Below are 20907 nucleotides of genomic sequence, written 5' to 3'. Positions count from 1 at the left end.
GCACTACACATCAAAGCGATAGCGCACTGCACCCGTTTCTGGATCATTAAAGACAGTGGCATACCCCAGCCGCTGTGCCTCAAAGAGGAGTTCCTCAACAGTTTGGGCATCAAAGTGGGTATAAAGGGCTGCTTGGGCGGCTGAGAGAACGCCCCCATGTTCCTTGGCCACTTGCAGTAAACGGTGCATCGGTGTTGTGGGCATTGAGCTGAGGTCGGGTTGCTCCCATGCCGCGAGATAACGTCCCCGCAAGTAAGTGTTGCGATGATCCACCATCCCCGGAATCAAAAACAGATCAATCAATTGGCCGACGCCACAAAAGCCAAAGGTGATCAGGTACAAAAACCCCATAATCGGCTGCCCTACATAAAAGCGTTGCAGGCCGCAGAACCCCACGAGGCTGAAGCACCACAGCAGATAGGCTACCCCCACCTTGAGGAATTTTGGCGGTGTCTGGAGGCGTTGGCGATGTTTAGACAAGGGGAGTGTTTGCAGCATGATCTCAGGAGGATGTCGCTCATTCTCATCCTAACCTAAGTTTCTGAGAGCCACTGAGGGGGCTAGCGATCGCCCCCCCACAAGAGACCCTTAGAAATTTGGCTGATGGCGAATCAGGTTGAGAAACTCCTCACGGGTTTTTTGGTCATCCCGAAACACGCCTAGCATTGAACTGGTCACCGTCCACGAGCCGGGTTTTTGGACACCGCGCATCACCATGCACATGTGGCTGGCTTCCATGACCACGGCTACCCCCTTGGGATCAAGAACTGTTTCAATGGCTTCGGCCACTTGACGGGTCAACCGTTCCTGCACCTGCAGCCGCCGTGCATACATCTCGACAATTCGCGCCAGTTTACTGAGGCCAATCACCCGCTGGTTGGGAATGTAGGCCACATGGGCTTTGCCAATAAAGGGCAACATGTGATGCTCACAGAGGCTAAAGAAGTTGATGTCGCGCACTAAGACCATTTCGTCGTGGCCTTCATCAAAGATGGCGCCGTTGACGAGGGCCTCAAGGGATTGACTGTAACCACTGGTGAGAAATTGCATTGCTTCGGCTACCCGCTTAGGGGTTTTCAGCAACCCCTCGCGATCCGGATCCTCACCCACACTCAGAAGAATCGTGCGCACAGCCGCCATCATTTCTGCCTTGGCAACCTCAGGGGGGGGTGGGTGGGGAATGGCTTCTTTACCTTGGTGCGTGTTGCGATCGGGCAAAATCGCAGGCGTCGTCGCTTTACCGTTAATGATCGAATCGGGCATATTGAACGTTGTCATAGAGAAAGTGACAAGTGAAGGACAAAGGGAGCCTAGAGGGTTCCGCCAAGGGGCATGACCACTAGCTCTTCAACAAAGGCCGTTTGTGGCAATTGCGTCGTGTACAAAATTGTGTTGGCAACGTCTTCTGGGGTTAACATCCCCGCGCGGTCAAAGTCTCCAGCAACATGCTCCCAAATGGGGGTGTCAACAGCGCCAGGACAGATGGCAATCACGCGGATACCATGGGCACGCTCTTCAGCGGCCATCGTTTTGGTCAAAGCCATGAGGGCAAACTTTGAGACACAGTAGGCGCCCCAGTCGGGAAAAACATGTCGCCCAGCAATTGAAACAACATTCACTATCGTACCGCACTGGCGGGATCGCAGTTGCGGCAGAATCGCTTGGGAGCAAATCAGGGCACTGGTGAGGTTGACGTTAAGAATCTGCTGCCAGTCCGCCAAGGGTTGATCAATGAGGGGCGCCGTTCTGGCCATCCCCGCATTATTCACCAAGACGTGGACATCCCCGACACTGGCCAAAATCTGATCGAGGCGCGATCGCAGGGGTTCAGGATCGCTAAAATCCACACTAAAGGTATGAGCTTCAACCCCACAGGCCACCACTTGGGCATGGACAGCGGCAAGCTTCGCGGGCGATCGCCCCAAGAGCACCACATTAAATCCGGCGCGGGCAAAGGCAACCGCGGTGGCTGCCCCAATGCCACTACTGGCTCCTGTGATGAGGACTTGTTGGGTCATACTGCTTGACTAAAGACCCCCATGCGCCGGAATTTCTGGTAGCGCAACTCCCGCCGTTCACTACTGCTGAGGGCTTGCACTTCGGCCAGATTTCGCAAGAGGGCGGCCTTGAGGTTTTCCGCTGCTTCCACAGGGTTGCTATGGGCAGCGCCCACGGGTTCGGGCACAATTTCATCAATGATTCCCAGCTTCAGCAGATCGCGAGCCGTGATTTTCAACGCTTCCGCTGCTTGGGGGGCTTTTTGGGCATCGCGCCAGAGAATGGCGGCACAGGCCTCCGGGGGCGCCACACTATAGACGGCATGCTCAAACATCAGCAGGCGATCGCCGACACCAATGGCCAACGCTCCTCCTGAGCCGCCTTCGCCAATTACGGTGCAGATGATCGGCACCTCAAAGCGAAACATCTCCCGCAGATTGTAGGCAATGGCTTCCCCTTGGCCAAACTTTTCCGCCTCCACCCCAGCCCAAGCCGCTGGCGTATCAATAAAGGTGAGGATGGGCATCTGAAAGCGGTTGGCATGCTCCATCAGGCGCAGGGCTTTGCGATAGCCCCCTGGGGAGGCCATACCAAAATTGCGAGCCACATTGTCCTTGGTATCCCGCCCCTTTTGCTGACCCAACATCACAACGGGTTGACCATTGAGCCGACCCACGCCACCCACAATGGCTGGATCATCGCTGCCCCGGCGATCGCCATGGAGTTCAATCCACTCTTCACTAATGGCTTGGATGTAATCAAGGGTACTGGGGCGGCGGGGATGGCGAGCCACCTGTAGGGTTTGCCCCGGCGTCAACTTACTGAAAATTTCATAGCGCAGTTGCTTGGCGCGCTCTTCCAGTTCACGGATTTGCTCCGAGACATCAACGCCAAACTCCGAAGACTTATCCCGCACTTGCTGAATTTGGGCTTCTAGCTCCACGAGGGGCTTTTCAAACTCCAACAGAAGCGTGCGACGTTCGTTTGCCATAGGCGATTGGATTCCTTTTGTGTTACTGAGTGTTCAACAGTAGTGGCTTAAATCCGTGTTTGCGAGAGACTTCACCAATTTGCTGCATCTTTTCCACCGTAATTTGATTGCGCCCCCAAGAGAAATTGGTGTGCCAGCCCTCAAACTCTAAAAGCATGGCTTCCGCAAAACAGGCAAACATCTGCCGTGAGGGCACATCCATATTCACAATTTCCATAATTTTCCAGTCAATATCGAGGGCGTGCTCGACAATGCCGCCATTGAGAACATGAATCTCCGGGTGCTGAATTTTGGTGCCCATATTTTTCGGGTAGCCGCCATCAATCATCAACGAGGGGCGTTTTAACTGCTCAACGCTCAGCTCGACTCCTTTGGGCATACTGGCCACCCAGACAACAATATCTGCAAGGGGCAGCGCATCCATTAGGTCTAGGATTTTCCCCCGTCCCAGCTCGGCCTGTAGCTCCAGCAGGCGATCGCGATTCCGTGCTACCAGTAAGAGATCCTGCACATCCAAACAGGTATTCAACCAACGGCAGACGGCACTGCCAATATCGCCCGTGGCACCACAAACGGCAACCGTGGCTTGGCGCAGATCAATCCCCACCTGAGGCGCCGCCTGCTCAATTTGTTGGCAGATGATGTAAGCGGTGTGGGTATTCCCCGTTGTAAAGCGGCGAAAGTCTAGCTCGATATTACGAACGTGGGACATTTTCTCCAGATCAAAATTTTCAAAGATGATCGAGGAGAAGCCCCCCAACGCCGTAATGTCAATGTTGTGCTTTTGGGCATGGGCCATGGCATTGATAATTTTGCGGGTGGCCGCTTTCACCCGCTGTGTCGCCAGCATTTCCGGCAAGAAGCAAGACTCAACGTATTTTCCATAAATCGTTTTGCCGGTTACGCTTGTCACCGTAATCTCATCGACGATCTGCGGCGGTGCCATACACCAAAATTCCAAGCCTTGATCGGCGTATTCAGGATAGCCTAGCTGATGGGCAACGGCTTGAGCGTGCTCCAGATTCGTCAGATGACCAATTAATCCAAACATACAAGCGTGCGGTGACTAAAACGTAACGATATATTAAGCCACCATTATGCCGCAGTCAGGCCATAAACCGACATTTTCATAATCTCGCGGGTGGTAAACCCGATATTTTCTAGGGCACCGCTGTACTGAATCATGAAGTCTTCCACAAGGGCATCTTTTTCCATACCAAGCACCTTGGCATCGGCTTCCACTTGGTTGAGCATTTTCCAAACCAAGGGCAAGTTGGCGCGATTGGCCTCCTCGATTTCCCCTTTGACGGTTTCAAAGTTTTCCTTTAGCCAGACTTCGCCAAAGTTCAGGTGAGTGTACTCATCCTTGACCACCCCCTCAGTAATTTTGCGGGCAAAGGGATCAGCCATTGGGATATAGATGTTGTAGGCCGCGATCGCGAAACACTCGATGATCAGCGCTTGAATCAGAAGGCAAGTGGCAATTTTCCCTTCCGCTAATGCTGCTTGAAAGTTACCGTGCAGCTTTTCAAAGAATGCCTTGGCAAATTCCATATCGGGGGTTACACTCAAGTTGCGCCCGCAGGCTTCAAACCCCTTTCTGTGGCGAGCTTCCATTTTGGCGAGGCGGGTGAGTTCCTCTTGATGCTGAGGCAACAGTTTGACTAAATTCATGTAGTTGTCGTGGGCTTCCTGTTCGCCTTCAATGACAATGGCGTTGATGCGGCTGTAGGCATCCTTGTAGCGATCGCTATGGTAGTCCAGTTCTGGGGTGGCGGTGGCCGTTGTCATTGCGAACTCTCCTAAACGCAAGTCTTAGGTACAACCCTCTTCACAAGGGTGGAACACGCTTAAAAGAGTGAAAATCACTGTAGAACAGGATAGCACCCCCTTTACGCATCCCAATCCCACATTCTCGAAAAGAAGTGTAGCAGGGCTGTGGCTATCATATCGCACCAGCGATCCCGTGGCGAGGGGCAGCGTGCCAGAGATTTTCGAGTCCCTGAATAGGTGAATCTCTATGAACTCATGGAACTAGAAACTGCTCGTATTCTCTGGAGCCGGCAGGTCTGCAGGTGGCTGAGCAGGCGCCGGTGCCGAGCGAATCGGACCATTGTAGTCAATGCGAATCATCGGGTTGCTAGGATCAGGGTTGACCGTCACAATACTCTCAATCGTTGCTGGTTGGGCGGGTGGCCCGCCGAGGAAACGAAAGGTGAATGTCCCGTCGCCATTGTCCACATAGGGGGATTGACTGGCAGGTCCAAACATGGATGCTTCAGCACGGTATTGACTCAAACCGCCATTTGCCCGCTCTGCCGCTTGGCGTGCCCAGTTCCGTGCCCGCTGAAGCACTGGGTTGTCTACCCCAAAGGGATTAAAGTTTTCCTGTGGCGGTGTTGCTGTCTGTGCCAGCACTGGACTGACACCTGTCAATGCGGACGCTAACATTAGGCTGACTGTCATGGGGCGAAAGGACATCAACGAAAACTCCCACTCCTAAACTTTGCTTTGGCAATCATGTACCTCTGAAGTGACGAGCAACTGAATCTTGCAGTTCCAAACCCAATATGAACCTTGCCCTAAAATAGGGGATCCATAAAGGGGATGCAATCCTCTCCCACCGTGCCTCTTGGGTTTTTGGGCGCATGAGCCTTGTAAACTTCCCACCGACTAAAGTCGGGGGCTTTCAGTAGCCCTAGGCAATTTGGCAAGCCAAACCGCCTGAACTTCCAGCAAGCGTTACGCACTTGCCCAATAAGGAAATGACGAGCGCGCCATTCAAATCAGCGTCACCTTGCCAACCACAATGACCACAAGCAAACTTTTTGCCCTTGCCATAGGACTGCGAAGGTTCGGGATGAAGATGCAGGCAGCGATGGCAAGTTTGGCTGGTATACGCTGGATTGACGGCAACCCACCTCACGCCCTCTCGCAGACATTTGTACTCAATAAACTGCCGTAACTGATAGAACGACCAGCAATTTGAGCGTCTGCGTTCGGTTTTGCTTCGCGGTTGTTGATTCAGGCGCTCGCGAATTCCCATCAAGTCCTCAATCGCGATCACCGCATTGAGCGCTTTCGCTTCACGGACAATCGCGGCACTGATGGCATGGTTGAGCCACTCTTGAAAGCGTCGTTCTTTACCCGCCAGCCGTTTCAAGAGTTTTCGGCAAGACCGCCTTGAACTTCTGGTGCCCTGCGAGGCTCGTTTTTGAATGGACGCTCTCACGCGATGAAATCGTTCTCGACGTTCGTTTAACGGATTCGCATCCCAACCTCTCCCTGTACTAGTTTTAGCAATCTCTCGTCGCCCCAAGTCCACACCAATGACGGTGCAAGGTTCAGAGGGTGCAGGCACCTCTTGAGTCACTTGGATGTGGATGTAGTAGAAGCCATCCCGATGTTTGCACAACTGAGCAGAGGTTGGCCTTCGCCCTCTCAATTGGTTCCTTTGGTATTCACCCATATCGAGTTGGATGGTCTCTCGACGACCCAAAAGGGTCAGGCGAACCGACTCGTCTTTTTCCTGAAAGGCAAAGATGCGGGCGTCAAAATCCGCCGAAGTTGAGTTAAACGCTTTGACCACTTTACCTTTCAGTTTGGCGGTCTTGCGGTTGAAACCCGAACAGCTTGATTAGCGCTCAACCCAAACCGAGAACGAAGTTCACGATAAACCCTGTTTTGAATGGTTATCTTATTCGTTATCGTTGGTTGAACGGTGTTGTTGGTAAAGTTGCAAGCATCGGCAAACGCTTTCAAGAATCTCTCGATTTCGAGGGACTGTTCCGGCGTTGGTCGAAGCTTGCAAACGACTGTTAGGGTTTGTTCCATAGATAAATTCTATCAACTCTAGCACCGACTAAAGTCGTCTCTGTCTTTCCTTGCCGTACTAAAGTAACGGGGCTTCCAGACATAAATTCGGTGAAAAGAGCCGGAGTCGAGAAGTCTGTAATAGACGGATGCCTCGCCCCTATTGATACAATGGGTAAAATGATAGGCTAAAACGATTGCACCATCTAAACGCACTGCGGTGCGCAATCCACAGTCTAGAGGGCATAACCTGAGTCAACCTATGAGTGATGAAACCGTAACCAACCCCGCTGCTGAAGCCCAAGACAGCGAAATTACCCCCGATGTCGTTGAGAATCATGCAGAGGCCACCACGAGCGAAGAGGGGCAAGCTCCGGAGCCTGCCTCTCCAGAGACTCCTGCGGATGCAGCGGAACTGCTAGAGAAAATTGCTGCCCTTGAAGCTGCCAAGGCTAGTCTTTCGCAGGTGGTGGAGGAGCGCAATAGCCAATATATGCGTCTTGCCGCTGACTTTGAAAACTTCCGCAAACGCACCCAGCGAGAAAAAGAGGAGCTAGAATTACAGATTAAGTGCAGCGTCATTGCTGATTTGCTACCGGTGGTGGATAGCTTTGAGCTAGCTCGTACCCACATTCAAACGGAAACAGAGGCGGAAGAAAAAATTCACCGCAGCTATCAAGGGGTTTACAAGCAACTGGTGGAGTGCCTCAAGCGCATTGGCGTTTCGGCCATGCAGGCCAAAGGTAAGCCCTTTGATCCCAATCTCCACGAGGCGGTGCTCCGCGAAGCCACTAATGAACACCCTGAAGGCACAGTAATTGAAGAATTGAAGCGGGGGTACATGCTGGGCGATCGCGTGTTGCGCCATGCCATGGTCAAAGTGGCCGCTCCGCCGGAAGAGGGTAGTGCTAGTGACACGAATCCCACCAATGATGTGACGGACGTATAGGGGCACTTTGAGGGAATGCCACGCCGCTACTACATCACCACCTTTGGCTGTCAAATGAACAAAGCCGACTCCGAGCGCATGGCCGGGGTCTTGGAAGCCATGGGCTTAGAACCTGTGGCTGACCCAGATGAGGCCGACGTGTTGCTCTACAATACCTGCACGATTCGTGATAATGCTGAGCAAAAGCTCTACTCCTACTTAGGGCGGCAAGCCAAGCGCAAGCATCAGGATCCCAACCTCACCCTAATTGTGGCTGGTTGTGTGGCCCAGCAGGAAGGGGAGCAACTGTTGCGACGGGTTCCCGAAGTGGATCTCGTCATGGGGCCACAGTATGCCAATCGCCTTGGCGAGCTGCTGGAGCAGGTGTGGAATGGCAGCCAAGTGGTGGCTACAGAGCCACTGCATATTGTTGAGGACATTACGAAACCCCGACGTGACAGCACCGTTACCGCTTGGGTGAACGTAATCTATGGCTGTAATGAACGCTGCACCTACTGTGTGGTACCCAACGTACGCGGTCAGGAGCAATCGCGACGACCCGAGGCAATCCGCGCTGAAATTGAGGAACTGGCAGCCCAAGGCTACAAGGAAGTGACGCTTCTCGGCCAAAACATTGATGCCTACGGTCGGGATTTGCCGGGAATTACCCCGGAGGGGCGGCGACAGCACACGTTTACGGACTTGCTCTATTACATCCATGATGTGCCGGGTATTGAGCGGATTCGCTTTGCCACCAGTCACCCCCGTTATTTTACAGAACGCTTAATTCGCGCCTGTGCCGAACTCCCGAAGGTCTGTAAGCATTTCCACATTCCTTTTCAATCGGGAGATAATGAAATTCTCAAGGCAATGGCACGGGGCTACACCCGCGAGCGTTATTTGCAGATCATTGAAACGATTCGCCGCTATATGCCAGATGCCGCCATTAGTGCCGATGCCATTGTCGGCTTTCCCGGCGAAACCGAAGCACAATTCCAACGCACGCTGGATCTAGTGGCGGAGGTGGGCTTTGATCAACTGAATACGGCAGCCTATTCCCCGCGTCCGAATACGCCAGCAGCTAGGTGGGAGAATCAAGTGCCGGAAGAGATTAAAGAAGACCGTCTGCAACGGCTGAATCATTTGGTGGCTACGATCGCCAGCGATCGCTCCCAACGCTATCTCGGACGGGAAGAGGTAGTGCTGGTGGAGGGGGTCAATCCTAAGGATCCCCAGCAAGTCTATGGTCGCACGGATGGCAACCGCCTCACGTACCTGCCCGGCGATATTGAGACCCTACGGGGACGACTGGTGCGTGTCCGCATTACCGAGGCGCGAGCCTTTAGCCTCAGTGGGGTTCCTCTTGCGGATCACTCCTTAGTTTGCTGATTCAGTCGGTTCTAGATCGCACAAATGACTTCATCGCGGCAGAGGGTGGGATCCACATAGGGCAACATCGGCTTATCGCCGACATAAATGCCCAGCCCTTGAGCCGTGCGAATCAAAAAGCTATTGGGATCCACATGACGTGGGCATTTAGCAACCACATCGGCAATGGGCACGGTCACCACTTGGCCGGCCTGCCACGCCACCATGCGATCAAATGTTCCTTGCGCTGCTAGATCCACAGCGGTATTGCCCATGCCTGCTGCGAGGAGACGATCCATGGCCATGGGGGCACCGCCCCGTTGAATGTGACCTAGGACTGAAACCCGTAGCTCAATGGGAATCGGACTGTACTGGGCAATTTTATCGGCAATGTACTGGCCAATACTGCAATGGCGGCGCTGATTGGCATCCTGCTCCAGTTCTTTGGCGCCTTCGGCAACGACAATGAGGGCAAACTTGCGTCCCCAGCGATCGCGCAACTTCTGGAGGTGCTGGCAAATGCCTTCAATGGAGTAGGGAATTTCTGGAATCAGAATAATATCAGCGCCCCCAGCAATGCCCGAATACAGAGCCAAGTGACCCGCAGTACGCCCCATCACTTCCACCACAAAAACACGATCATGGCTCGCGGCGGTGGAGGTAATTCGACTGAGGGCTTCGACAACAATGTTGACAGCGGTATCAAAGCCAATGGCGCGATCGGTCAAGGCGACATCGTTATCAATGGTTTTGGGTACAGCAAGGAAATTCCAGTTTCCCTTTTGCGCCAGTTGATGCAAAATTTTCAGGCTGCCATCGCCACAAATGGCAATGAGGGCATCCAAGCCCAATTCATAGTACCCCGCAATCACTTCATCGGCATGGCCAAGGGTATCGCCCTTATTAATTGCTCCGAGAATGGTTCCCCCCATGTTGAGCAGTACATCCATTCCCCCGAGGCCTTCTGCATTGAGGGGGATCGCCTTCCGCTCAATTAACCCCTGAGTCGCGTGGAGAATGCCAAGCACCTCCCAACCGTAACTTAAAGTGGCATGGGCAACAATGGCACGGATGGCCGTATTTAGACCTGGGCAATCTCCGCCACTGGTGAACACACCAAGTCGTTTGCGGCTGGTACTCATGAATACTTGCTCCCTATATGAACGGTTGTGGCTTCAAAGCCTGCCTCTGCACCTAACAAGGGCACCGTCAACATCCTAGCGAAGGTCAATCGCCCTTGACTGCTTGAGTTAAGAGCTTGCAACATCCTTAGGAATCGTTGAATTTTCCAGAGGGGAATATCTGATTGAGAGGATCGATTAGACTGGTAATCTATGGAAATTCCTCGCCTACACCCTGATACGATTGAGGCTGTGCGCCAAGCGGTCAACATTGTCGATGTGGTGGCCGAGCACGTTGTCCTACGCAAGCGCGGGCGAGAATACGTTGGCTGTTGTCCGTTTCATGAGGAGAAAACCCCCAGTTTTACGGTCAGCCCCCTCAAGGGCTTTTACTACTGTTTTGGCTGCGGTGCCGGGGGCAATGCCATTAAGTTCCTAATGGAACTGCAAAAGCGCTCCTTTGCCGAGGTGGTGCTCGACCTTGCCCAACGCCATCAGATTCCCGTACGCACCCTCGATAGTGAGCAAAAACAGGCACTACAAGCGCGGCTGTCCCTTCAAGAGCAACTGTACGAGATTCTGGCGATCGCCACCAGTTTCTATGAACACGCCCTGCGGCAGCCCATTGGTCAAGTAGCCCAGGACTATTTGCAGCGACAACGCCATCTGAAAGAGGACACGATTCAGCAATTTCGCTTGGGCTATGCCCCTGCGGGTTGGCAAGTGCTCTACACATATCTTGTGGAGCAAAAGGGATACCCTGCTGCCTTAGTTGAGCAGGCGGGCTTGATTATGCCTCGGCGAACCGGGGACGGCTACTATGACCGCTTTCGCGATCGCCTGATGATCCCGATTATGGATGCCCAAGGACGGGTGGTGGGGTTTGGCGGTCGTACCCTAGGCAACGAAGAGCCGAAGTATCTCAACTCCCCAGAAACCCCTATTTTTAACAAGGGGCAATTACTCTTTGGTCTTGATAAGGCACGCCAAGCGATTGTGCAAACCGATCAGGCGATTGTTGTTGAGGGCTACTTTGATGTCATGGCTCTGCACCAAGCGGGGTTTCCCCAAGCGGTGGCCAGTTTAGGGACTGCCCTCAGTCAAGCCCAAATTAAGTTGCTACTGCGCTACACCGAGTCGAAGCAAATTATTCTCAACTTTGATGCCGACCCAGCGGGACAACGCGCTGCCGATCGCGCCATTGGCGAGGTTGCGGATTTGGCCTATCGGGGGGATCTGCGACTGCGCATTCTCACGTTACCGGCGGGTAAAGATGCGGCTGACTTTTTTACGGATGCTGCCGAGTCCTTAGAGGCACGGCGCGATCGCTACCAAACGCTCTTAGATCAAGCCCCCCTCTGGCTCGATTGGCAAATCCAAACCATCTTGCAGCAGTACGATCTCGACCAAAGCGATCAATTTCAGCAGGCAAGCCAAGCCCTGAGCCAACTCTTGGGCAAACTCCCCAATGCCACACTGCGTAGTCACTACATTCACCACTGTGCTGAGCTATTGGGACGCCACGATAGTCGCTTTATCCTCCGCCTTGAAGAATCCCTGCGGCAACAGGTGCGGGGTCAGCGCTGGCAGGGGCGATCGCAAAAATGGCAACGTCCGGCAGACTATAACCTCCGTCAAGCGGCGGAAGAACAGCTGCTGCGCCTCTACCTCCACTGTGGCGACTATCGCCCCCTGATTCGCCAAACCCTACAAGCGCGGGATATTGAATTTAGCCTCTCCCACCATCGTTGGCTGTGGCGGCAGATCTTGGCCATTGAAGAAGAATGCTGTGCCGGTCTGCCGGCGCCCGATGATCCCTATACCACTGAGTGGCCACTGCATTTGCCAACGGAGACAGGAACACAACTCACGGACTTAGATTTGGTCACGCACCTTTTTGATCGCCTCGGTGAGACGGAGGAAGCTGCCCTGATTACTCCTCTGCTGCATTTAGATGAAACGACTGCCGTCAGTCTGGATCGTCCCGAACTCGTGATCCAAGCAGCGGCGGCAGCCCTTGAACGCATTGCTGTTGAAAAGCGGTGTCGCTATATTCTCCACTCTTGGCAGGAAACCGTTGCGCTGATTTTAAGTGAATCCCTCGCCAGTGAAGCCCTACGCCAGTATTTGGATCGCCTGCTTACCGACAGCGACAGTGAGATTGACGATATTCCTGGTGTGGCGCCGGAGCGGCTGCAAGTGCTTGAACAACTGCGCCATGACTACTACCAGCATCGCCAATACCTCCAGCAATTGGATCAACAGCGCTGTCCGCCCTTGGCTGCAATTCGTGGCTATGCCTAGGTTTGCTCCCTGTAAGGGCGCAGGACTATTGTCCTAGATAAGCTCTCAAGACCTGAGGATGGGTTTGAATCTCACTCGGAGGACCGTCAACCAAGTTTTTCCCTTCGGCCAAGACCCAGATGTGCTGACACAGGGACATGACCACGTCCATATTATGTTCAATAATCAAAAACGTCACGCCCTCTTGATTCCAGCGCAGGATGTGATCGCAGATTTGATTAATTAAGGTGGGGTTGACACCTGCGGCTGGCTCATCGAGGAGCACCATGCGAGGACGGTGCATCATCACCCGTGCCATTTCGAGGAGTTTGCGTTGTCCCCCTGACAATGCGCCCGCATAGTCGTTGGCCTTGGCAGCTAACCCGACGGACTCCAAAATCTCCCATGCCCGTTGTCGCAGTTCCTGTTCCTCTTGGCGAATGCGCAACGGTTGTAGCCAACTATTCCAGAATTTCTCCCCGGTTTGCAGTGGCGCGGCTAGGAGCATATTTTCGAGAACGGAGAGGCGCGAGAGCACACGGGGCACTTGGAAGGTGCGCAGGAGTCCCTGCAGGGCAACTTGGTGGGGGGGCAGATGACTGATGGGGAGGCCGTCAAAAATCACGCGGCCTTGATCGGGGATGAGGAAGTTGCACAACAGATTGAATAGGGTGGTTTTGCCGGCACCATTGGGGCCAATGAGACCGGTAATGCTATCGCGGGCAACGCGGATTTCTACGTGATCCACCGCACGAATGCCACCAAAACTTTTACACAGCCCCGTGGCCACTAGGAGATCGGATGGCAAGACTGGACTAATACCGCTAGAGGCTGGCGCTAAGGAAGGTTCATCGACCAAGGCTGAGTTCCTCCTTTTTGCCCAAAATACCTTGGGGTCGCCACATCATCAAGATAATGAGGACAAGGCCAATGAGCATCATCCGCAACGCCTCGAGGCGACCGCCATCAAGGGGAATAAAGCGGGTTAAGGCAGTGTAGGCCCAAAAGAGGGCAGCTCCCAAGAGGGTGCCCATGTTGTTTCCTGCTCCCCCTAAAACGACAATCGTCCACGCCTGAAAGGTAATTAGGGACACAAAGCCGTCGGGGTTAATAAAGGTGAGCTGCCAGGCATAAAAAGAGCCGGCTACAGCCGCGATCGCCCCCCCTAAAAGGAGGGATTGCATTTTGTAGGCAAAGACATTTTTACCCAAGGCCTTGGCCACTTCTTCATCCTCACGGATGGCTTTGAGTACCCGTCCCCAGGGGGAGTGGATCCAACGCTCCAACTGCCACACCACCAAGGCCAAGACCAAGACCAACAGCCACAACAGCCCCGCGCGGTAACTAAAGTCCCACAGACCAAGGGTCAGGGCTTTGACCACCAAGCCGACAAGGGCAGCGGCCAAGGTATTCAGGGCAATGGCAACCACGGTTCGTTTTTCTTGACGCCAACCATAGCTCACGAGGGCGATCGCCCCACTCAGCGTCACCAGTGTCAACACCAGAGGAAAAATGGCAATTCCCCGTCCTAAGCTCAGGGGAAGCAATGTCGCCCAAAGGCTGAGGGTACCGGCAATCAGCAAAGCCGCATAGCTAGGGAGTAACCACTGGGGGTGCGATCGCCCATACTGCCGCTTTAGCCATTGCCACCACTGCCATGCAGCCGCCCCCACCACAGCCCAAAAAAGAGCAATCATCCCTAACTTGGTTGGCACATTGGGATTGAAGTCTGCAAGGGGCAGCGGAAATCCATACACCCCCCGACCCCCTCGGGTTAGCCAATCCTCATTGAGGGCAATCAAGCGGACAATTTCCGCCATACCGATCGTGACAATCGCAAGGTAATCTTCCCGCAGCCGCAGCGTGGCAATCCCCATTAAAAAGCCCAGTCCCATTGCCAACACCACCCCAGCAAGGACAGCAAAAAACATCGGCACCCCAGCAATTCCCAACAAAATGGTGGTGTAGGAACCAATGGCGAGAAACCCTACATGACCAAAGTTAATTAGTCCTGTATAGCCCCAGTGCAAATTTAGCCCTAGACTAAAGAGGGCGAAGGTGGCAGTGAAGATACCAAGGGAAATGAGATAGCCAACCATTGAGAGCCTTGAGATCGCTTGAATGGGGGCGATCGCGCCCCTGAGGAATCAAAACGACTCTATTTTATACATCAATCTTTGCCCCTGTGCCTACAAAACAAGTAGCCGCTTTTTTGGCACACTGAAAAGCACAATTCTCATTCAAAGGGATGGGTGTCTAGGGCAGTGACCACCCATTTTCAGCGACAACTCCAACATCTGCGCAGTAATGTGCTGCGACTCGGCACCCTTGTCGAAAGCGCCTGTCAGCTGGCCTATCGTGCTTTGGTGGAGCGTGATTTTCTCAGTGTGGAGCAGTTGATCCAAAGGGAACGGGAAATTAATCGAAGTGCCCAAGCATTAGATCGTGAGGCGATCGCCCTAATGACGTTACATGCTCCAGTAGCTGAGGATCTACGATTTTTGATGATGGTGTCCCACCTCTGCCGCGATCTGGAGCGGATTGGCGATTATGCCCTTGAAATTGGCCGCGCAAGTCAAACCCTGCTGCGCTATCCACTCACCCCCTACCTTGAAGACATCCGCTTCATGTTCGAGCGATCGCAACTGTTACTATCGGAAGCGCTATCCGCCATCGCCGATTCTAATCCTGAGTTGGGGCTAGCCCTCGCCAATCATGATGACGCGGTAGATGCCGACTATCACCGTCTTTATCAGCGACTGTGTGCCCCCCTCAATCCCCAAGAGTCAGTGGAGTTGCGCTTGCTCCTGCTGTTGTTGATTCACAATCTTGAACGCATGGGTGACCATGCAACAGCAATGGGTCAGCGGGTTTCCTTCATTGTTCAAGGGGAACCCACCTAGGAGAAATTTGCCTTTTATGCCCACTGGGCGCTGAATTCAGTCCACAACCTCTGAGAATAGAACTAGTCCTAATTCATAGCAACGTTGTCGTGCCTGTGCTCGAACCAGAGGATGGGCGTGTTGGGAGGTAAGGCATGCGCTTTAGCCGTCGTTCTTTTCTGTACGGTGCTGCGGCACTGACACTGATGCCGTGGTTTTGGCGGGCGACGGGCGGCTCTGTTGCAGATGCTCTCCCCCCTTGGCGAGCACTCCTGATTGGCATTAACCACTATCCCCAATTGGCGGGAGTACCGCCCTTGGCGGGTTGTCTGACGGATGTTGAGCTGGTGAGAACCCTCCTAATCGAGGGATGGGGGCTGACGGACAGTGACATTACCCTCCTGACGGAACAAGCAGCCACACTCGATGCTGTCAGGGAAACCCTAGGGGTTTTGGAACATTCAGGGCAGCCCCTGTTGTTTTACTTTAGTGGCTACGGCACCCTCTGGCAGCAACAACCCGCCCTAGTTTTAGCCAATGCCACTGCCGCGGGTCAGGGAATTTTGCCGCTTTCTGAACTCCTGCGTACCAAAGGCGTACAGCTATGGCTTGACACCCGTTTTAGCCCACCACCCATTGCCGGAGGAACGCTACGCTGGCGATTTGTGCCTTTGCAATCCCTTGAGGCACGGGGGAGAGCACAGATTCCTAAGGATCATGTTCTCTGGGCAGATTTGGGGGTGGAAACTCACTTAAATGGCCTCCCCGTGGGACTGTTTACTGCCAGTTGCAGTCATTATCTGGCGGCTGTGGGGGGCGATCGCTCTTTGGCAACGAGCTTGATGTACATTGCTGATGAACTGCGCTGGCAAACGGGGGCGGAAATTTATCTAGTGAGCAATGGCGTACCGGGGAATCTCACCCTCTCCCGCGGCTTTGATGGGGTAGTGCACGCAACGGGGCACGATCGCGCCCTTCAAGTCTGGTGTGGCGGCCTCAGTCCTTGGTTGTTGGCTCATTGTCATCCCCACAGTCGCTGGAGCACTGCTGATGGTGCCATCGTCGTTGACATGATGAGTTTTAATGGCATCCTAGCTCAGGGGGTCAGTAGTCAGCCCCTCCAGGTGGGCGATCGCCTCTATGAGCAACAACGACGCTTGGGGAAAAATCTGCACCTACAGGTAGCACTGGACACCAAGCTGAGCAAAATCGAGCGGGTAGATGCGATCAATGCCCTGACCAACGAAGAGAAAGTTGCCGTACTCAACGGCAGTGACTCCCTGCCAGATGTGGTTCTCACCAAAAGTGAAACAGTGGGCAGCTATGGGCTGGAATGGCCGGTGGGAACTTTACTCCAGCCCAGTTGCGGTGGTACCACTGAAGCCGCCAAAGTAGGCATCCGCCGCCTGAGTCCCCTGCTCAGTGCCCTGCTTGCTCAGAAATGGTTGACACTGACCCTGAATCCCACCTCTAGTCAGGTGGCCGTGTGTACAACGCTTGAACAACTATCGCCTACGGCAAAACTCCTGAGCCGCCAATCTCCGCCCCGCAGCCCCACTCCCTTCCCGGATGTTTTGAGCACGAAGCTACCAGCCACGAACTTAGAAACACCCCTCACCTTGGCCAAGGGAGAGACCTGTCGCTGGAGCCTCTACAATTATGGCGATCGCCCCCTCAATATCGTTGCCTTTGCTTGGGACAGCAATCAGGGGATTCTGCTGTTGCCCCTGCAACCGCAGTCGTGGCAGTTGGTGGTTGCCCCCGGCTTAAACGTCCCCCTCTATACATGGACACTGAATCACCCCTGTCAGTGGCTCAAGGTCTTTATCATTAGCAGCCACCGTCCCTTCACCCGCTTCAGTCAACTAAGCAGTCACCCTAATCATTCAGAACCCTTCCTGCTTTCGGGCGAAGAGAGTTTGGCCTTAGTGCTAGGGCTGTTGACGGATCTCAGCAGTGAACCCGAAGGCAATGAATTTTGCTTAGATGTGCGGGAGTGGTGCACCCAAGGATTCACGCTGCGGGTCGTTTAGGCCAAGCGCCGCCGCAATAGAGGCTGAATGAGTAGGCTCATCCCCACGGCAACAGCCAAAAGAATCAACAGTGCCGCGCCCAAGCTTAGCGATCCCCAAGGCGCCACCATGACCACATCGCTAAACTGCCAATCGGGGTGCAAATAGACATAGCGAATCGGTTCAATGGCCAAGCTGAGGGGGTTGAGGCTAGCAATCCACTGCAACCAACGGGGCATAAACGACAGGGGAACCAAGGCAGTACTGGCAAAAAGTAAGGGTAGGTTGATGACAAAAATCACTGCCAACAGTTCAATGTGTCCGGGCAAGGCAAAGGTGAGTCCGAGACTCAAGGCTGTCACACCAAAGACCAAGATCAGTACGGTGGCCAAAACCACACCAATGCCCGCCAAATTCGGTAGTCCGGTTCCCAGCAGTACCCCCAAGCTGGCGATCGCCACCACCTGAATCAAACTCAGGCTGGTAATAAACAACGCCGAAGCAAGAACAATCGAAAACCGCGAGGCCAACGGCGCCACCAACAGCCGATTCAAAAAACCAAACTCACGGTCAAACATCACCGGCAACCCTGCATTGAGGGCACCACTAAAGGCGGTAAAGACAATAATGCCGGCGCAGAGAAACTGGCCATAATTGGTACTCTCGCCAAAGAGACCCTGCGGCACATTCTGGAAGAGGGCACCAAAGAGGATCAGCCAAATTAAGGGTTGTACCACTCCCGCCACCAGTGTAGAGGGGCGGCGTTGCAGTTGAATAAACAAGCGACGGGTTAGAGCGAGGGTTTCTTGGACAAATTCCCCTGAAAAAATACCGGGAACAGCCGTTGCTGAAGCAGTAGTCATAACGCAACTCCAAGATCAAACCTGCTTTCTAGGGTAGCAAGGGACAGGCTCTAAACCTTGGCGGCGCCTTTCTTCTCAGTCTTTTTTGGCTTGGCGGGTGCCACCTGCATTGCCCAGTTGCGGGTGAGGATCATGCGGGGGTGAATTAAACGATGCTGGTCAACCAACCACAACAGCGTGCGATCGCACACTCGCCACACCGCCTCCTGTAAATTTTGGTGAGCCACCTTGCGCAATTCCTCTAGTTCGACCGTCTGCCCCCGCCCTGGCTCCAAGCTATCGGCCAAAAAGACCACACAACTTAAGGCATCCATGCCCGGCTGGCCCAAGGTATGGTTGGCAACGGCTGCTAAGACCTGTTCATCGGTAATGCCAAATTGCTGCCGCGCCACAAGGGCACTCACATCCGCGTGAAGCAAGTGGGGATCCGCCTCATCCACCTCCGTAATCGGCAACCCCGCCTCCCGTGCCATGCTCAATAGCCGCTCCGGTGGAAAGTACTTTGCCAAATCGTGCAATAACCCCGCCCACGCCGCCCGATCCACATCCAAGCCATGGTGGAGAGCCAGCTCCGCCGCCATCGTTTCTACCCGCAGGATATGTTGGAGTCGTGGCGCAGGCACATTTTCCGTTAACCACGCCAAAACCTGCTGGCGATCGCACAGGGAATCTTTAGCATCAGTTGTCACAAGTGGGGTCATAGCCAAAGCCACAGCAGGGATGATGAAGTGCTACCCTTGTATCATACCGAAGGCTCTTTTCACAAGGTTGGGAAACCCTCAAAACAGTCAAAGCTACTGTCGGGCAGGATCAGCTTCCTCCCTATGCATCTCATATTTTAGGAAAGGGCTGTAAGCTTTTTGTCAAACTTCCGTAATTTCACGGATAGGGTGAGGCAAAGAAAAAAGAGTATCGTAAAAGTACGGAGTCGTCCTGTGGAAACTACTGAATCATGCGAGCGGTGGGGCATTTTCCTGTAAGTTTTGACTGGAAAATAGGTAATCCTAGTATTGAACCCCCTCACCTCCCTGTTGAGCATGCTGTTCATCCCCTTGGCTGCTTATGAGTTACTGCCTAAATCCGAACTGTGTCAAGCCAGACAACCCTGATGGTTTAGACGTTTGCCAAGCCTGTGGCAGCAAACTTTTGCTGAATGATCAATACAAGGCCATTAAAGTTTTGGGACGGGGGGGGTTTGGCACGACCTTTTTGGCCGTGGATACGAAACTACCGGGCAATCCTAGTTGTGTGATTAAACAGTTGCGACCCGCAGCCACGGCTCCCCATATCATGGCAATGGCACGAGAACTCTTTTTGCGGGAAGCAACCACCCTTGGCAAAGTTGGCAATCACCCCCAACTGCCTCGCCTCCTTGGCTACTTTGAAAATGACAATGAATTTTATCTCGTCCAAGAATATGTGGGTGGCCTCACCCTGCAACAGGAGGTCAAACGCTTTGGCCCCAAAAGCGAGGAAGAGGTAAAACAGGTTTTGCAAGAAGTCTTACCCATCCTCGATTACCTGCACAAAAATGGTGTGATCCACCGCGACATTAAGCCCGCCAATCTAATCCGCCGTGATATTGACAACAAGCTGGTGCTCATCGACTTTGGTGCAGTCAAAGACAAAGTCACCCAAGCGATGGTGGAAAATGCCCCAGAACTATCCACATTTACGAGCTTTGCTGTGGGCACACCGATGTATGCGCCACCAGAGCAAATGGCCATGCGTCCTATCTACGCCAGTGATATCTATGCGCTCGGTGTTACCTGTGTCTATCTCCTGACGGGTAAATCCCCTAAAGAAATTGAGCGGGATCCGCGCACGGGCGAATGGCATTGGAAGCGGTATGTGAAAAATATTTCCCCTGAGTTTGCTGCCCTCCTCGACAAAATGCTGGAGGATGCCGTCAAAAATCGCTACCAAAATGCGACAGATGTCTTAGCCGATCTACAGCGCCTTCAGACCAAACAAACAACTGCTGTGGCTGCCCCTGCCGTTGCAGCAGAGGATGATGACCTTAGTAGTGCCCTTTCGGCGCCCCCCAGTCAAGGCCAACCGCGGGTGCCAAGGTCAGCTAAACCCTCTAGCTATGCCTCCTCGGTGAGCCAAAATGCCCAAGCCGCTCGATTGCGACAATCGCGAATGACAGGCACACAATTGGGTGGCCCCCCTGTTGTAGGCACAGGTCCGGGGCAGCATTTGCGCCCCAAAGTTACCCCACGGCTGACGGCAGCACAGGTTATCACAGCCTATAAACGGGGAGAACGGGATTTTGTGGATGTCGATCTCTCGAATGTTGTATTGCGCAATGCGGATCTCTCAGGTGCTAATTTTGCCAATGCCAATTTTACCAATGCCGATTTGAAGGGCTGCATCCTCACCAATGCCGTATTGCGGGAAGCCAATCTCCAAGGCGCCAACCTCAGCGACGCCAACCTGTGTGGTGCTTATCTGGTGCAAGCCAACTTTGAGAAGGCGAATTTGAAGGGGGCAAAATTGCAGGATGCCTCGATCTCAGGCGCGAACTTTACCGGTGCCGATATTTCCGGGGCAGACTTTAGTATGGTCTCGGGCATGGTTCAAGGCCAACTCGATCGCGCCAAGAAGAACTGGTTTACAAAGTTGCCTAAATACTAAGAACTCAA

19 protein-coding genes are annotated in these 20907 nt (G+C 53.6%); 6 read left to right on the top strand and 13 right to left on the bottom strand.

The window, feature by feature from the left end:
• Positions 1 to 3 precede the first annotated feature (3 nt).
• The 8 genes from NBE99_RS12145 to NBE99_RS12110 all read right to left on the bottom strand — a co-directional run bounded on the left by NBE99_RS12145 (position 4) and on the right by NBE99_RS12110 (position 6578).
• On the bottom strand, positions 4 to 498 hold the full coding sequence (locus NBE99_RS12145) for a TM2 domain-containing protein (protein WP_250682311.1): 495 nt from the start codon (positions 496 to 498) through the stop codon (positions 4 to 6).
• Positions 499 to 588: 90 nt separating this feature from the next.
• Complete coding sequence (gene folE / locus NBE99_RS12140) at positions 589 to 1263, bottom strand: GTP cyclohydrolase I FolE (RefSeq protein WP_399370587.1); 675 nt, start codon at positions 1261 to 1263, stop codon at positions 589 to 591.
• Positions 1264 to 1310: 47 nt separating this feature from the next.
• A complete protein-coding gene (locus tag NBE99_RS12135) occupies positions 1311 to 2018 on the bottom strand; it encodes an SDR family oxidoreductase (protein ID WP_250682309.1) in 708 nt (235 codons plus the stop codon).
• Positions 2015 to 2989 carry an acetyl-CoA carboxylase carboxyltransferase subunit alpha gene (locus NBE99_RS12130; protein ID WP_250682308.1) on the bottom strand — a complete coding sequence of 325 codons (975 nt, stop codon included), beginning with the start codon at positions 2987 to 2989 and terminating at the stop codon, positions 2015 to 2017. Before NBE99_RS12130 ends, NBE99_RS12135 begins: the two co-directional genes overlap by 4 nt.
• Positions 2990 to 3011: 22 nt before the next feature.
• Positions 3012 to 4040 carry a long-chain acyl-[acyl-carrier-protein] reductase gene (locus NBE99_RS12125; protein ID WP_250682307.1) on the bottom strand — a complete coding sequence of 343 codons (1029 nt, stop codon included), beginning with the start codon at positions 4038 to 4040 and terminating at the stop codon, positions 3012 to 3014.
• Positions 4041 to 4084: 44 nt separating this feature from the next.
• Positions 4085 to 4780, bottom strand: a complete 696-nt coding sequence (locus NBE99_RS12120) for an aldehyde oxygenase (deformylating) (RefSeq protein WP_250682306.1) — start codon at positions 4778 to 4780, stop codon at positions 4085 to 4087.
• A gap of 243 nt (positions 4781 to 5023) precedes the next feature.
• On the bottom strand, positions 5024 to 5440 hold the full coding sequence (locus NBE99_RS12115) for a hypothetical protein (RefSeq protein WP_250682305.1): 417 nt from the start codon (positions 5438 to 5440) through the stop codon (positions 5024 to 5026).
• 247 nt (positions 5441 to 5687) lie between these two features.
• On the bottom strand, positions 5688 to 6578 hold the full coding sequence (locus tag NBE99_RS12110) for a transposase (RefSeq protein WP_250682304.1): 891 nt from the start codon (positions 6576 to 6578) through the stop codon (positions 5688 to 5690).
• Between the two features lie 444 nt (positions 6579 to 7022).
• Here NBE99_RS12110 and grpE point away from each other — a divergent pair, with 444 nt between their 5' ends.
• Positions 7023 to 7751 carry a nucleotide exchange factor GrpE gene (gene grpE / locus NBE99_RS12105; protein ID WP_399370583.1) on the top strand — a complete coding sequence of 243 codons (729 nt, stop codon included), beginning with the start codon at positions 7023 to 7025 and terminating at the stop codon, positions 7749 to 7751.
• Between the two features lie 15 nt (positions 7752 to 7766).
• A complete protein-coding gene (miaB, locus tag NBE99_RS12100) occupies positions 7767 to 9119 on the top strand; it encodes a tRNA (N6-isopentenyl adenosine(37)-C2)-methylthiotransferase MiaB (protein ID WP_250682302.1) in 1353 nt (450 codons plus the stop codon).
• Positions 9120 to 9130: 11 nt separating this feature from the next.
• On the opposite strand, the gene NBE99_RS12095 is transcribed toward miaB, so the two are convergent.
• On the bottom strand, positions 9131 to 10240 hold the full coding sequence (locus NBE99_RS12095; RefSeq protein WP_250682301.1) for an ATP-dependent 6-phosphofructokinase: 1110 nt from the start codon (positions 10238 to 10240) through the stop codon (positions 9131 to 9133).
• A 192-nt stretch (positions 10241 to 10432) separates the two neighbouring features.
• On the opposite strand from NBE99_RS12095, the gene dnaG reads away from it, so the two are divergent.
• On the top strand, positions 10433 to 12523 hold the full coding sequence (gene dnaG, locus NBE99_RS12090; protein WP_250682300.1) for a DNA primase: 2091 nt from the start codon (positions 10433 to 10435) through the stop codon (positions 12521 to 12523).
• 25 nt (positions 12524 to 12548) lie between these two features.
• Here dnaG and NBE99_RS12085 read toward each other — a convergent pair whose 3' ends face one another.
• Both NBE99_RS12085 and NBE99_RS12080 read right to left on the bottom strand, forming a co-directional pair.
• Complete coding sequence (locus NBE99_RS12085) at positions 12549 to 13361, bottom strand: ABC transporter ATP-binding protein (protein ID WP_399370580.1); 813 nt, start codon at positions 13359 to 13361, stop codon at positions 12549 to 12551.
• Positions 13351 to 14601 (bottom strand): branched-chain amino acid ABC transporter permease, encoded by a 1251-nt coding sequence (locus tag NBE99_RS12080; protein ID WP_250682299.1) that lies wholly within the window; start codon positions 14599 to 14601, stop codon positions 13351 to 13353. Before NBE99_RS12080 ends, NBE99_RS12085 begins: the two co-directional genes overlap by 11 nt.
• A 165-nt stretch (positions 14602 to 14766) precedes the next feature.
• On the opposite strand from NBE99_RS12080, the gene phoU reads away from it, so the two are divergent.
• A complete protein-coding gene (gene phoU, locus NBE99_RS12075; protein ID WP_250682298.1) occupies positions 14767 to 15405 on the top strand; it encodes a phosphate signaling complex protein PhoU in 639 nt (212 codons plus the stop codon).
• Positions 15406 to 15539: 134 nt separating this feature from the next.
• The gene (locus NBE99_RS12070; RefSeq protein ID WP_250682297.1) at positions 15540 to 17417 is read left to right on the top strand and encodes a caspase family protein; all 1878 of its coding nucleotides are present in this window, start codon (positions 15540 to 15542) and stop codon (positions 17415 to 17417) included.
• On the opposite strand, the gene NBE99_RS12065 is transcribed toward NBE99_RS12070, so the two are convergent.
• A complete protein-coding gene (locus NBE99_RS12065; protein WP_250682296.1) occupies positions 17414 to 18259 on the bottom strand; it encodes an ABC transporter permease in 846 nt (281 codons plus the stop codon). The two genes, NBE99_RS12070 and NBE99_RS12065, sit on opposite strands and share 4 nt — an antisense overlap.
• Positions 18260 to 18309: 50 nt before the next feature.
• Positions 18310 to 18960, bottom strand: a complete 651-nt coding sequence (gene yqeK / locus NBE99_RS12060; RefSeq protein ID WP_315897271.1) for a bis(5'-nucleosyl)-tetraphosphatase (symmetrical) YqeK — start codon at positions 18958 to 18960, stop codon at positions 18310 to 18312.
• Positions 18961 to 19321: 361 nt separating this feature from the next.
• Between yqeK and NBE99_RS12055 the strand changes: the two genes are divergently transcribed.
• Positions 19322 to 20899 carry a serine/threonine-protein kinase gene (locus NBE99_RS12055; protein ID WP_250682294.1) on the top strand — a complete coding sequence of 526 codons (1578 nt, stop codon included), beginning with the start codon at positions 19322 to 19324 and terminating at the stop codon, positions 20897 to 20899.
• Positions 20900 to 20907 lie beyond the last annotated feature (8 nt).

The sequence above is a fragment of the Thermosynechococcus sp. HN-54 genome (assembly GCF_023650955.1).
GTDB lineage: Bacteria > Cyanobacteriota > Cyanobacteriia > Thermosynechococcales > Thermosynechococcaceae > Thermosynechococcus.
This window is presented reverse-complemented; position numbering and strand designations above follow the sequence as displayed.